Source organism: Pseudophaeobacter sp. A-200-2, assembly GCF_041008815.1.
Classification (GTDB): Bacteria; Pseudomonadota; Alphaproteobacteria; order Rhodobacterales; family Rhodobacteraceae; genus Phycobacter; species Phycobacter gallaeciensis_A.
In genome coordinates this window covers 57,162-69,949 of the sequence record NZ_JAXGFU010000010.1, presented here as the reverse complement: position 1 = coordinate 69,949, position 12,788 = coordinate 57,162, and the positions used below count along the sequence as shown (strand labels likewise).

Annotated in this window: 14 protein-coding genes; 2 read left to right on the top strand and 12 right to left on the bottom strand. The window is 60.0% G+C overall.

Annotation, left to right across the window (positions count from 1 at the left end; translation table 11 throughout):
• Window positions 1-9: 9 nt before the first annotated feature.
• The 4 genes from SM766_RS15845 to rplS form a co-directional block, all read right to left on the bottom strand.
• Window positions 10-819, bottom strand: a complete 810-nt coding sequence (locus SM766_RS15845) for a division plane positioning ATPase MipZ (RefSeq protein WP_065271575.1) — start codon at window positions 817-819, stop codon at window positions 10-12.
• Window positions 820-1,013: 194 nt separating this feature from the next.
• Complete coding sequence (locus tag SM766_RS15840) at window positions 1,014-2,654, bottom strand: tetratricopeptide repeat-containing sulfotransferase family protein (protein WP_368948408.1); 1,641 nt, start codon at window positions 2,652-2,654, stop codon at window positions 1,014-1,016.
• Between the two features lie 266 nt (window positions 2,655-2,920).
• Entirely contained in the window at window positions 2,921-3,142 is a 222-nt protein-coding gene (rpmE, locus tag SM766_RS15835; protein WP_368948407.1) for a 50S ribosomal protein L31, read from the bottom strand.
• 11 nt (window positions 3,143-3,153) lie between these two features.
• Complete coding sequence (gene rplS / locus SM766_RS15830) at window positions 3,154-3,525, bottom strand: 50S ribosomal protein L19 (protein ID WP_065273597.1); 372 nt, start codon at window positions 3,523-3,525, stop codon at window positions 3,154-3,156.
• A 403-nt stretch (window positions 3,526-3,928) separates the two neighbouring features.
• On the opposite strand from rplS, the gene SM766_RS15825 reads away from it, so the two are divergent.
• Complete coding sequence (locus tag SM766_RS15825) at window positions 3,929-6,016, top strand: coiled-coil domain-containing protein (RefSeq protein WP_368948406.1); 2,088 nt, start codon at window positions 3,929-3,931, stop codon at window positions 6,014-6,016.
• 39 nt (window positions 6,017-6,055) lie between these two features.
• On the opposite strand, the gene trmD is transcribed toward SM766_RS15825, so the two are convergent.
• The gene (trmD, locus tag SM766_RS15820) at window positions 6,056-6,853 is read right to left on the bottom strand and encodes a tRNA (guanosine(37)-N1)-methyltransferase TrmD (RefSeq protein ID WP_368948405.1); all 798 of its coding nucleotides are present in this window, start codon (window positions 6,851-6,853) and stop codon (window positions 6,056-6,058) included.
• Window positions 6,854-6,908: 55 nt separating this feature from the next.
• Here trmD and SM766_RS15815 point away from each other — a divergent pair, with 55 nt between their 5' ends.
• Window positions 6,909-7,964 carry an aminoglycoside phosphotransferase family protein gene (locus SM766_RS15815; RefSeq protein ID WP_368948404.1) on the top strand — a complete coding sequence of 352 codons (1,056 nt, stop codon included), beginning with the start codon at window positions 6,909-6,911 and terminating at the stop codon, window positions 7,962-7,964.
• 30 nt (window positions 7,965-7,994) lie between these two features.
• On the opposite strand, the gene rimM is transcribed toward SM766_RS15815, so the two are convergent.
• From rimM to ffh, 7 genes are all read right to left on the bottom strand, one after another.
• Window positions 7,995-8,498: a ribosome maturation factor RimM gene (gene rimM / locus SM766_RS15810; RefSeq protein ID WP_274838251.1), complete on the bottom strand. Its 504-nt coding sequence runs from the start codon at window positions 8,496-8,498 to the stop codon at window positions 7,995-7,997.
• Window positions 8,499-8,627: 129 nt separating this feature from the next.
• Window positions 8,628-9,284: a 5,6-dimethylbenzimidazole synthase gene (gene bluB / locus SM766_RS15805; RefSeq protein ID WP_368948403.1), complete on the bottom strand. Its 657-nt coding sequence runs from the start codon at window positions 9,282-9,284 to the stop codon at window positions 8,628-8,630.
• A gap of 4 nt (window positions 9,285-9,288) precedes the next feature.
• Window positions 9,289-9,666: a 30S ribosomal protein S16 gene (gene rpsP, locus SM766_RS15800; protein ID WP_274833327.1), complete on the bottom strand. Its 378-nt coding sequence runs from the start codon at window positions 9,664-9,666 to the stop codon at window positions 9,289-9,291.
• 58 nt (window positions 9,667-9,724) lie between these two features.
• Window positions 9,725-10,024: a chorismate mutase gene (locus SM766_RS15795; protein WP_065271567.1), complete on the bottom strand. Its 300-nt coding sequence runs from the start codon at window positions 10,022-10,024 to the stop codon at window positions 9,725-9,727.
• A 1-nt stretch (window position 10,025) separates the two neighbouring features.
• The gene (locus SM766_RS15790) at window positions 10,026-10,628 is read right to left on the bottom strand and encodes a GNAT family N-acetyltransferase (protein WP_368948402.1); all 603 of its coding nucleotides are present in this window, start codon (window positions 10,626-10,628) and stop codon (window positions 10,026-10,028) included.
• Window positions 10,628-11,173, bottom strand: coding sequence for a GNAT family N-acetyltransferase (locus SM766_RS15785; RefSeq protein ID WP_368948401.1), 546 nt, complete (start codon window positions 11,171-11,173; stop codon window positions 10,628-10,630). The genes SM766_RS15790 and SM766_RS15785 overlap by 1 nt, the downstream gene beginning before the upstream one ends.
• A gap of 6 nt (window positions 11,174-11,179) precedes the next feature.
• The gene (gene ffh, locus SM766_RS15780; protein ID WP_368948400.1) at window positions 11,180-12,679 is read right to left on the bottom strand and encodes a signal recognition particle protein; all 1,500 of its coding nucleotides are present in this window, start codon (window positions 12,677-12,679) and stop codon (window positions 11,180-11,182) included.
• Between the last annotated feature and the right edge of the window lie 109 nt (window positions 12,680-12,788).

Below are 12,788 nucleotides of genomic sequence, written 5' to 3'. Positions count from 1 at the left end.
GGGCAGGACTCAGATATTGATCTCGACGCCCGGCAGGTTCAGCTCTTTCATCATGTCCCGCAGCTCTTGCCGGGCCGCGATGTTGGAGATGTTCAGCTGTTTGACGCCCACGTCCTTGAGATCCAGCAGAGTCAGGCCGCGCGGGAAGAGTTCGCGGAAAATCACCCGCTCTGAAAAACCGGGGGCGACGCGGAAGCCGATCCGTTTGGACAGCATGTTGATGGCGCGCTCCATCTTTTCCTTGTTGACCATGCGCTGGGTGCCCACGCGGTTGCGGATCACGATCCAGTCGATGGGTTTCAGCCCGGCCTGCGCCCGCAACTGGCGCGCATTCCAGACCATTTCCGAATAGACCGACGGGCCGGTGATCTTGTCGCCCTTGTCATCGGTATGGGCCAGCAGGTCGAAATCGACGAAACTGTCGTTCAGCGGCGTGATCAGCGTATCGGCCAGCGAATGCGCCACCTGGCTCAGCCGGGTGTGCGAGCCGGGACAGTCGATCAGGATGAAATCATTGTCCGGCTCCAGGCTGGAGACGGCAGCGGACAGGCGGTGATCATAGATGTTTTCGCCCGGTTGCAGACTGTCGGGATCGATGTCCGGCAATTCGTGCAGATCGACAATCGGCAGTTCCAGCCCGGCCTGGGTCATGAAGGCCTTGCGGTTCTCCAGATACCGACCAAGCGAGCGTTGCCGCAGATCCAGATCCAGCGCCGCCACCTTGTGCCCCAGCCGTGCCAGAGCGGTTGCCACATGCATGGAGACGGTGGATTTCCCCGCACCGCCCTTTTCGTTGCCGACGACAATGATATGCGCCATTCAATGATCCCTTTGGTTCCCCGCGCCGCGGGAGCGATTTTCTGCGGACTATAGACAGTGCCCGAATCAATGAAAAGCGTTGAACTACCCCAATTAGAGCCTGATTTTTTGCCGCATCAGGCGGGGGCACCAGTGCAACTGATGCACTGCCGCAGGATGCCATGTGTTAATTGGCACACTTCGTTCCGGCGCAGTTAAAGCGCCAATTGGTTCAACTGCTCGAATGCCGGTGCAAGATGTGTCTCATAGGGCAACCAATCCGGGGTCGAGCGATGATAGATGGGCTGTCGCGCCTGCTGCAACGATGCCGTTTGAATGGCGCTCTCACGGTTTTCTGGATGCAGGCAGTCATCGGACCATTCCAGCCCGCAGAAATCCACCAATGGCCGGATGTGCTCTTCGGGATCTTTCGTGAGCGCGTGATAGTCCAGTTGATGGATCTGGTCCGGAAACAGCCGCATCCAGTGTTGCATCAGGTCCCGCGTTAGAGCCTGATATTGGGCAATGTCGCTGAGATCATAGCTGAACCCATTGCCACTACCCGCCATGCAAACCTGATAAAGAGACCAGAGCTGATCGCGGGGCATGCGCGTGGTGTAGACGATCCGCGCCTCGGGGAAAGCTGCCAGAAGGCCGCCGACCCAACGAAAGTTGAGCGGCATCTTGTCGATTACAACAGGTGCGCCATTGGCGTGACCCTGCATGGCCTGCCCAACTGCGTCTCGCAGGGCCTGTGCGTCGGCTTGTGTGAATTTCGTTTGCTTCTTTGTTGCCATCTGCTGCATCAGCTTGGACATGGCAGTTGTGGAATACTGCAATTCGCCAGCGCCTGTCACACCTTCGCAGCCGCATAGGATGCGTTCCGTTACCGTTGTGCCTGAGCGCGGCAGCCCGACGATGAAAATTGGCCGAAAGCCGAGCTCAGATGTGGCAACCGGTGCCGGTTCAGCAAAGGTATGCTTCAGGTACGCAAATATGCCTTCGTCCTTCTCGATCGAATATCTGATCGTTTGCTTCTTGAGGCTGTTGCCCTGTTCCAGATGCTCAAATGCGGCGTCGTACTGCCTGGTATCATTCAGAGCTTTGTAGAGCGCAAAACGCAGTTCGCTTTCTGCGCTGGGCTGCAGGTCGCCCTCGTTGAGGAGTTGTTGCATGTCTCTCAGGTGGGGATGATCCTTGTCATAGGTGATCACCAGGGACATGTTGCGGTGCACGGGCGTCAGCCGGGGATTTAGGTCCAGAGCGTTCTGGAAATGCTGCTTTGCGGTGTCATTTTTGTTTTCGGATAATGCAATGAGGCCAAGCTGATATTGGGCTTCTCCACCAGCTGGTGAGGTCGGGGTCACCGAATTATAGCAGGCCTTCGCCTCTGTCAGACGGTTAAGGCGGCGTAGTGATAGGCCCAGTACGTTGAGTAATTCATCGGTAACCGGATTGTTCTCGATAAGAGCTGAGATGATATGCACGGCTTCCGCATAGTGGCCTTGTTCGTTCAGGGACATGGCCAGTGCTCTGCTCGCCGCCGGGTTTTTCGGATCTAGGACGACGGCCTTGCTCAGGTGTTCGGTTGCGAGATCAAGGTAATTGATTTGAAGAAGTATAGCGCCGATATTGAAATGCCCGATGGCGGGATTGCCTCCAGCCTCCAGACTGCGTTTGAAGAAATCCAGAGCGCCTAGGAGGTCGCCTTGGGCCTTCAGGCACGCGCCCTGCAAGTCCAGCAATGGGACCAAGTCGGGGGAGCGTTTCGCCAGAGCTTGTGCTGTGGACAGGGCGTCTGAGATCCTGCCTTCTCGGAAAAGAGTAACCGCCGCAGTGACTTCCGATTGGCTCACGGGGGTTCCATGCCCTCGATTCCCCGCCAAAGCCTCGGGGAGGTTTTTGATGCGGGAAGGGCTGGCTTGGGAGAGCATTGGCTGCGGCCTTTCGTTTCAGTGTATCCACGATTTCGAAAAACTGTGCCCCAAAAAGCTTGTCAATTTGAAAAGATTTTACAATTTTCGCTCGGGCTATGCATGGCCTCTATCTCATTTGTGCTTGCGCCAAAAATAAAAAAACCGCCCCGAATGGAGCGGTTTTCGTTCGAAACAGATAGTTGGTCTTAGAAGCCCAGACCTTCGTATTTCTTTTTGAACTTGGACACGCGGCCACCGGCGTCCATCAGGCGGGTCGAACCGCCGGTCCATGCGGGGTGCACGGAGGGGTCGATGTCCAGCGACAGCTGGTCGCCGTCCTTGCCCCAGGTGGAACGCATCTTGATGATGGTGCCATCGGTCATTTTGACGTCGATGAAGTGGTAGTCGGGATGGGTGTCGGCTTTCATGATACCACTCCTTACGCTTTAGCTTTGTAGTTTGCGTCTTCAGCGATACGGGCGGATTTGCCGCGACGCGAACGCAGGTAGTACAGCTTGGAACGACGCACGCGGCCACGGCGCACGACGGTGATGCTGTCGATGTTGGTCGAATGCAGCGGGAACACACGCTCCACGCCTTCGCCAAACGAAATCTTGCGGACGGTGAAGGAACCGGCGATGCCAGAACCGTTCTTGCGGCTGATGCAGACGCCTTCGTAGTTCTGAACACGGCTACGCGAGCCTTCGGTCACTTTGTAGCCGACGCGGATGGTGTCACCGGCTTTGAAATCGGGGATCTCTTTCCCCAGGGCGGCAACTTGTTCCGCCTCCAGCTGTGCGATCAGGTCCATCTGATCTTCTCCTATTTTGCTCGTGGTTGTTCCACGAAGTTTTGCGCGGATATGAGAGCTCTTGGTCTTCACCGGGTCCCGCTTGTGCAGCCCGCCAGAGATCACACCGATCGTTCCTGAGTGCCGATCCGCGCCCTGTCAGATGACCGAAGAAAGTCAGGCAGGATATGCGCACATAGGCAAAACGCCCGGAACCGAATCCGGTACCAGACGAGCGGCTTTTAGGCCTGTGGCGCCAATGTTTCAAGGGAATTGTGCCGTAACCCCACTTCTTCGCAACGCTTTTGTTTTGCTCGCCGGGGCTTATGGGGCTACCGTTTGGGGGAATTGATAGATCAAGTTGTTGCGGCGGCTCTTTCTGGCCGTGCTGTTTAAATGTGCCTCATGGGTAGGAGGAGTGACCATGCCTTTCAAAAAGCTGGATATTTTCAATAGTGAACAAAGCTACAAGGCGGAGCTGAAGAAGGAACTCAAAAAGCTCGACGCGAGCCTGAGCGAGTTTCATTACTACGATCAGGTGGCGCTCAATGGCGCGCCGCAGACTATTCTGGTGGTCGGAGAGACCGCCGCGCCGTTGCTGAAAGAGCTGAAAGCCAAGGCCAAGACGCACGCCGTCGGCCGCTGTTTTGTTGAGGATGGCACCCTGAAGCTGAGCCCGGTCAAGGGCAAGATTCTGGAAAAGAATCTGAAGCCGGTCATGAAGGGCACGCAGTTCGCCTATAAGATCGTGGACGCGGATGTGGACGCTGGCGGGGCGGACAGCGCCGATGGTAAGTTCGAAAAACGGCTGCAGGCTGTGGTGTCGCGGTTTGACAAGATCAAGGGCAAGATCACCGACGAGGAACGCAAGGAGCTGCGCATCCTGTTCGGCCAGATTGAGGAGCAGAAGGACAGCGCGGTGGACAAGGCAGCCGCGATCTTGAGCAAACTCAACACCCGGATGGAAGAGCTGATTGGCCTGATCGGCGGCGGCTCGGAGGCGTCGCGCGAAGAGGTCAACGCCAAGACCCGGCTGAAGGCAACCACGGCTCGCTTTGACAAGGTCAAAGGCAAGATCATGGACGACGAGCGCAAGGCGCTGCGTCAGCATTTCGCAGCCGTCGTCGAGCATTTCAAAAAGGGTGAATGGGCCGACGGACAGAAACGGTTGGAGCAGCTCGACAAGGAAATGGTCGGCTATGTGAAGGAGGCGCTGGCCTCTGAGGAGCAGAGCGCCGAGAAACGCAGTTCTGACTTTGACAAATCCGAAGCAGGACAGGCTGCCAAGGTGCTCGCCTCGCGCATCAAATCCGAAGCGGAAAAGTTGAAGAAACTGGAGGCCGCCGTGACCCGTGAGGCGGGCGTGTTGAAGGATCTGCAGGACACTCTGTCGGGGCTGACCAAGCCAAAGGACATCGCCTCCAAGCAGCGTCAGGTCGATGCCAGTTCAGATCGGCTCGACAAGGCGCGTCAGGTGCTGGAGACCTCGCGCAGCGAGCTGCTTGAAAACATCGAAAAGATGAAAAGCGAGAAGCTGGAGAAGGAAAAGGCATTCGTCACCGCACTGGGCAATATCAAATCACGCATCTCGGCGCTGGATGAGATGCTCGACAGCGTACCGGTGGATCAGGCCCGGGCCCAGATCGAGGCGCTGATCAAGAAACAGGCCGAGGCGCAGGCCTGGCAGGAGGAGCGGCTAAAGGCCGAAGAGGGTGGCGAGGGACATGGCACCGGTCGCCACGGCGCACAGACCGGGATGGAGCGCCAGGCGATGCGCGCCTCAACGCAGGATGGCGTCACCCCGGATCAGGATGGCAATACTTCGGGCGTCAGCCGTCAGGAAAAAGGTGTGACGCAGACGGAAACCTGGAACCAGGTCAAGGTCACCTACACCGAAGAGGACGGCAAACGCGTGATCGCTGACATCGACAATACCGCGCAGAATATCGTCAACAAGTTCGACAGGACCCAGTACAGCGGCGGCAAAGGGTCGATGTGGGCCACGCCGGTTCTGGAAAAAGAAGCGGTAGAGGCGGCGCTGGACGTGGCCAACAAGCTCAAGGATTTCACCCATTGGGCCGAGGGCAACACCTCGGACCACACGGCGGTCACCACCGAGTTCAAGAATCTGACCGTGCTCTTGGGCAAGCCATCCAGTTCGGTTGGCTGGGGCTACGCGGTCGAGCGGGATGGTGACGCTGTCGATGTGTCCACAGTGAAGAGCGAACTGAAGAAATTCGAAACCGGCGCGCAGACCATGGACCAGCTGTTCAAGGCGCTGAACGTCAAGTTCATTGAACGCGATGGCGGGGTGAAGATGATCCCCCATTGCCGGGTGGTGCTGGAGCGCAGCGCAGGCGGCGGCGCCTGGAAACTGAAGACGCATTATCCCGACGATAGCATTTCCTCGGGGCAACTGGGCTGGGAGACCGAGCGCAAGCAGTCCAAGGGGGACATCACCTTCCGCAAGGGGACGGACCTGACCGTCAAGAAGAACAACGCCGCGCCCTGACGCGGCGGGGCCGGGGGCTGTATAGGTCCCGTCCCCGGATCAGTCCTTCTTGGTCTCGCAATAGGCGTCCCACAGGTCCGGGCGGCGCGCCTTGGTGATTTCTTCACTCATCTGGTGACGCCATTCGGCGATCTTGCCGTGATGGCCGGACATCAGGATCTCGGGGATCTCGCGGCCCTTCCATTCGGCGGGGCGAGTGTATTGCGGATGTTCCAGCAGCCCGGAGGAAAAGCTTTCCTCCTCGGTTGAGGCCTGGTTGCCCAGGACGCCGGGGATCAGTCGCACGGTGGCGTCGATCAGGGCCTGCGCTGCGATTTCACCGCCGGTCATCACGAAATCGCCGAGGCTGACTTCCTGAATGCCATAGTGTTCCAGCACCCGTTCATCGACGCCTTCGAACCGCCCGCACAGCAGGGTCATGCTGTCGCAACGCGCAAGGTTCTGCATCATCTTCTGGTCCATGCGCCGCCCGCGCGGCGACAGGTAGATCAGCGGCCAGTTGCCCTGCACCCCATCCATGGCATGGTCGATCGCCTCGCCCAGCACATCGGGGCGCAGCACCATCCCGGCGCCGCCGCCTGCGGGGGTGTCATCCACGTTACGATGCTTGCCGACGCCGAACTGGCGCAGGTCGATGGTCTCCATCTGCCACAGCCCTTCCTGCAGGGCCTTGCCGGTAAGGCTTTCGCCCAGCACACCGGGAAAGGCGGTGGGGAACAGGGTCATGATCTTGACCTTCCACACCCCGGCCAGATCCGGAGTCGGAGTCATCAGTTCACGCGGTTTCAGCGTTGGGCGGATCGCCTTGCGGCCATGGGATTTTGTCGGGTTGCTCATATCCCGTTGTTTAGTTGAAACTGGGCCGGTCGCAACAGAAAGCTTTGCCCCTGCCATGCCCGATGAAATGATGAACCGGCTGCCTGCCTTCCACCAGAAGCCATCCGTGGCAGAGGTGGAGCAGCGTGCGATGGCGCTTTGGCCGCAGATCGCTGCAGAAACCGGCCTGCCGCCGGATGGGGCCGCTTTCAGTATGATGCAGGTGAATTCGTCCCGGCAGGACAGCCGCGCGGTTCTGGGGATCCGGACGGCGGACGAACGTCGTTTCGTGCTGCGGGCGGATTTTTCTGAGGGCAACCTGGCGGCCTTGCGCGCCCACCACGAACGCCACCGCGCGGCGGCGCAGGCGCTGCGCGATGTACCGGGCGTCAATGTGCCGGACTTGATCTGGCTGGATCCGGAGCGCCCCATCGCGCTTTTTGAGTTTGCGCCCGGCGAAACGGCTTATCGCGAGCTGTCCTTTGCGGATCACGGTCTGGGCAATAGGGCGGTTCTGCTGCGCCGGATTGGCGGTGCCGTGGCGCAGTTGCATGCGGCCGGAGCAGTGGAGCAGCGCCGGTTTTGGCCAAAACCGCATCTGGCGCGGGTGCAGGGCCGGGCTGCCAAGGTGCGGGCGGGCGATTTGCAGATCCGCAGGCCAAATAGGTTTCTGGGTCTCTGTGCGATGCTGCACCGCTTCGCGCGGGAGGCGCGAGGGCTGCCCTATCAGGCGGCGCTGCAGCATGGGGATCTGCATTTCAGGAACATTCTGATCACCGAGGATCTGGTCTCGTTCATCGATTTTTCCAACGCCCGATTTTCCCTGCCGCATTCGGATATTGCCAACCTCTGGCTGGCGAACCTGCCTGACCATTTGGCCACAGGGGACGGGGCGCAGGGGCAGGCGGTTGGATTTGGCGGCGTCGCGTGCAGCGACTGGGCCGCCTTTGAGCAAGGCTACGGGCAGGCCGTGACGCAAGATCCGGTTTTCCGGTTCCTGTTTCTGCATCGCCTCTACCGCTCATGGCTGCGCCTACCCGCACCGGGGGCTGAGCTGCAGGAGCGGGACATAACCCTTCTGAGTGGGGTCGAGACGGTTTTTGACTGGTTTCAAAGAAACCATACCGACTGAACAGTAAGGATTGGCAGGCGCTGCAGTTGCTCAGAACAGCCCTTCGGGCGGGTCGGCGATGATCCGGCCCTGTTCCAGATCCACTGTCGGGACCGCCGCAAGGGTAAAGGGCAGCAGAACCGTGTTCTTCATCCCCGGGCCGTGCAGTTCCAACAGATCGGCAGCGCCGTGGTTCTGTACCGATTTCACCTGCCCCAGCAGGGTGCCGCCGGTATCATAGACATCAAGACCGATCAGGTCGGCATGATAATACTCATCATCGGGTAGGCTCGGCAGACGGTCGCGCGGAGCAAACAGGCGCAGCCCCTTCAACGCATCGGCCTGTTCCTTGGTCTCCACCCCGCCCAGCCGAGCGGCAAAGCCGTTCTTGACCACCGATGTTAGGGACACGGTATAGCTCTGGCTGCCGTCCTCAGAACTGAGCGGGCCATAGGTTTCGATGTCCTCGGGATTGGCGCAAAAGCTTTTCAGGCGGACTTCACCCCGTACCCCGAAGGCGCCGGCCACCGCGCCGATGCAAATCAGATCGCTCATGGCTGTATCCTGTGTAACTGTTGATCGCAGACCGGTTTCATCCAACCCTATCTGAGCCATTGGGGTGTTCATGACAAGGCGAAGTTTCGCTGGCCGCCTCCCAGAGGTCGGCAGATGCCGTCTTGCGGATCAGCGGGTTTCGACCGGCAGGCCGTCCCGGCGGCTTTCCCAGCCTTGCTGTTCCAGTTCCGGGGTCTCGTCCTCGGTGACTTCGGGGTGGCCAATGCAGAAATAGCCGATCAGCTGCCAACCTTCCGGGGCCTTTAGATCGCGGTTCAGCTGCTCGGGATCCAGCACCGAGACCCAGCCAAGGCCCAACCCTTCGGCGCGCAGCGACAGCCAGAACAGGGTGATGGCGCAGACAACGGAATAACGCCGCATTTCCGGCATGCTGCCTGCGCCCAGACCGTGCCCCTTGCTGGTGGCATCGTCGCAATAGATCGCCAGTTGCACCGGGGCCTCCTGCATGCCTGAGAGTTTCAGCCCGGCATAGTGTTTGGCCTGCGCGCCAGAGTAGCCTTGCAAAGCTTCGGCGTTGGCGGCTTCGAAATTCTTCAGAGCTGCGGCGCGGGCGGTATCGCTTTCGATCCGCAGGATGCGCCAGGGTTCGCTGAGCCCCACCGAAGGCGCCAGCAGAAATGCAGAGAGGCAGCGCGCAAGCACTGCCTCGTCCACAGGGTCCCTGCGGAAACGGCGCACATCGCGCCGAAGCCGCATCAACCGGTCCAATTCGCTGCGAAAGCCCTCAGGGAAGGCGCCCTGATCACGGGTCTTTCGCAGCGTCATGGTCTTATTCCGCGTCTGCGGGTGCTTCAGCGGCTTCAGCAGCTTCGGCGGCCTTGGCGGCTTTCTCTTCTGCGCGCTCTTGCGCTTTCTTGCCGGGAACAGCTTTCTTGGGGTTGCTGCGCTCGGTCTTGGCGCGCACACCGGCAGCTTCCAGCATCCGGGCGATACGGTCGGTGGGCTGGGCGCCCTTGTCGAGCCATGCCTGAACACGCTCCATGTCCATTTTCACGCGCTCTTCGCTGTCTTTGGGCAGCAGCGGGTTGTAGGTGCCGAGCTTCTCGATGAAGCGACCGTCACGGGGCATGCGGCTGTCAGCAGCCACGATGCGGTAGAAGGGACGCTTTTTAGAGCCGCCGCGGGCCAGACGAATTTTCATTGCCATGGTTTCATTCTCCTTTGATGGCGTTGAACGGGATTTCCGGTATTCGGTTCGATCCCGCTTATTCTTGGTGTTTCTTGTGGTGGCGAATGACCTCATCGATGATGAAGTTCAGGAACGCCTTGGCAAATTCAGGGTCGAGGTCCGCCTGAGTTGCCAGGTCTTCAAGCCGTGCGATCTGCTTTGCCTCGCGGGCCGGATCGGACGGGGGAAGGTCGTGTTCAGCTTTCAGCTTGCCCACTGCCTGGGTGTGCTTGAAGCGTTCGCCGAGGGTATAGACAAGGATCGCGTCCAGCCGGTCGATGCTTTCGCGGTGCCCTTTCAGGATTTCGGCGGCGCGTGCAACAGGATCATTGCTCATGTCAGTCAATGGCCCATCCTTTCGGTTTGAACAGCGGGTCGGCGTAGTGGCTGATTTCCATCTCGATGCCATGGGCTATCTGGCTGCCCTTCAGCGCCTCGGGCGACGGATGCCGGTAGACCGCGTCGCTGCCGTCGATGGTCTCGGCGTCATTGTCCTTCTTGGCGCCAAGGCGTTCGGCCAGGCGAATGGAATCGAGGTTCTTGGGGTCGATGTAGCTGACCGCCCCATTCCAGCCCAAGGTGTCGTAGAAATATCTCCGCGCGGCGCTGGTCGCCTCCAGCGCGTAGCCTTTTCCAGCCTTTTCGGGCCAGATGATCCAGGCGATTTCACGCTCGGGCCAGCCTGCGGGTTTCCAGCCGCCCGCCATGCCGTAGGTCTCGTCCGTGACCTTGTCGTGGATCATCCACATGCCAAAGCCGCGGATCTGCCAGTGGCCGATTTCAGCGGCATAAAGCATCCAGGATTCATACGGGTTCAGCGGCCCGCCCATGAAACGCGCGCGATAAGACGAAAATGTCGCCTTAAAGTTTGGATAATCCTCGGGCTCGGGGCCGCGGAGGATCAAACGCTTGGTTTCAATGGTCGGGATGGAGGCTGGCATCAGGCATACGCCTCCATGCCGCCGTCGGTGACCTCTGCCGGGGACAGGTGACGCCAAAGCTCCAGCGTGCCAAGGCGCGGATGAGTGTAATCACCATCGCGGCGCGCACCAAGCCGTTTCGCCACCGCCCGCGAGGCGTGGTTTTCCGGGTTCACCAGGCTGATCACGGTGTCCCAACCCAGAACGTCATAAGCAAAAGAGCGCGCTGCGGTGGCTGCCTCGGTGGCGTATCCCTTGCCGCCGAAACCTTCGAACAGGTCCCAGCCGATTTCCGGCTCGGGCCAGCCGTGCGGGTTCCAGAGGCCAATGTTGCCCGCAACCTTGCCGGTGGATTTCTCGTCCACCATCCAGCGGCCATAGCCCAGCATATGCCAGTGACCGATCTCGCAGGCGAGGTGGCGCCAGACCTGCTCGGGCTTCATCTGGCCACCGACGTAGGTGGCGCGTTCGGAGGCGTAGAATTCGCACATCACGTCGAAATCCGACATGTCAGGCGCGCGCAGGATCAGGCGTTCGGTTTCGATGGTAGGAATAGTCACGGTCATGAGCTGTTACTTCTTCTTGCCAAAACCGGAGAGACCGCCGGGCAGGCCACCCTTGCCGCCCATCGCCTTGGCTGCGGCTTCGAGCGCCTTGGGGTCCATCTGGCTGGGATCCATGCCGCCGGGCAGACCACCTGCCATATCGGGCATACCGCCGCCTTTGCCAAACATGCCCTTCATGGCCTGTTTCAGCATCTTGCCTTTGCCCATCTTGCCCATCTTCTTCATCACATCCGCCATTTGGCGGTGCATCTTCAGAAGCTTGTTGAGGTCGGAGACCTCCATGCCGGAGCCGGCCGCGATGCGTTTCTTGCGCGAGGCCTGCAACAAGGCAGGGTTGGCACGTTCTTTCTTGGTCATCGACTGGATCATGGCGATCTGGCGCTTCAGCACCTTGTCGTCCATGCCGGAATCCTCGACCTGTTTGGCCATCTTTGCCATGCCGGGCATCATCTGCATCATGCCCTGCATGCCGCCCATCTGGAGCATCTGTTCCAGCTGCATCTTCAGGTCATTCATATTGAAATGACCCTTCATCATGCGCTTCATCATACGCTCGGCCTGTTCGGCCTCGATGGTTTCCTGGGCCTTTTCGACTAGCGCAACGATATCGCCCATGCCCAAAATCCGGCCCGCGATCCGGTCCGGCTCAAAGGTCTCGATGGCGTCCATCTTTTCGCCCAGGCCGACAAAGCGGATCGGCTTGCCGGTGACGGCGCGCATAGAAAGCGCCGCACCGCCGCGTCCGTCGCCGTCCATCCGCGTGAGGACCACGCCGGAGATGCCGATCTTGGCGTCGAACTCCTCGGCGACTTCGACTGCGACCTGACCGGTCAGACCGTCGACAACCAGCAGGGTTTCACGCGGCGAGACGACATCGCGCACGTCTTCGACTTCCTGCATGAGGACTTCGTCGATCTGCAAGCGACCGGCGGTATCCAGCATATAGACGTCATAACCACCCAGCGCCGCCTGCTGTTTGGCGCGCTTGGCGATGTCGACGGGTTTCTGGCCCGGTACGATGGGCAGGGTGTCGACGCCGATCTGGGTGCCGAGAACGGCCAGCTGATCCATCGCCGCCGGGCGATAGACGTCGAGCGAGGCCATCAGGACCTTCTTGCCGTCTTTTTCCTTCAGCCGTTTGGCCAGCTTACCGGTGGTGGTGGTCTTACCCGAGCCCTGCAGACCGACCATCAGGATCGGTGCGGGCGGGTTGTCGATTTTTAGCGCGCCGGGATCGCCTTCGCCCTGCAGAGTCTCGACCAGCGCATCGTGCACGATCTTGACGACCTGCTGGCCGGGGGTGACCGATTTGGTCACGGCCTGACCGGTGGCCTGGTTTTGCACCTTCTTGACGAATTCGCGGGCGACCGGCAGCGATACGTCCGCCTCCAGCAGCGCGACGCGCACCTCGCGCAGGGCGGTCTTGACGTCTTCCTCGGACAGGGCGCCCTGTTTCGTCAGCCGGTCGAAAACACCGGAAAGGCGTTCGGATAGATTTTCAAACATGCCTTGCGGCCTCCTGAGCCGGTTACGGTTTCCTGCCCCCGTATGTAGGGACGATGACGCCCATGCACAAATGCCCCCACGGGCGTAACACGCTGGTGGAGGGCGATCC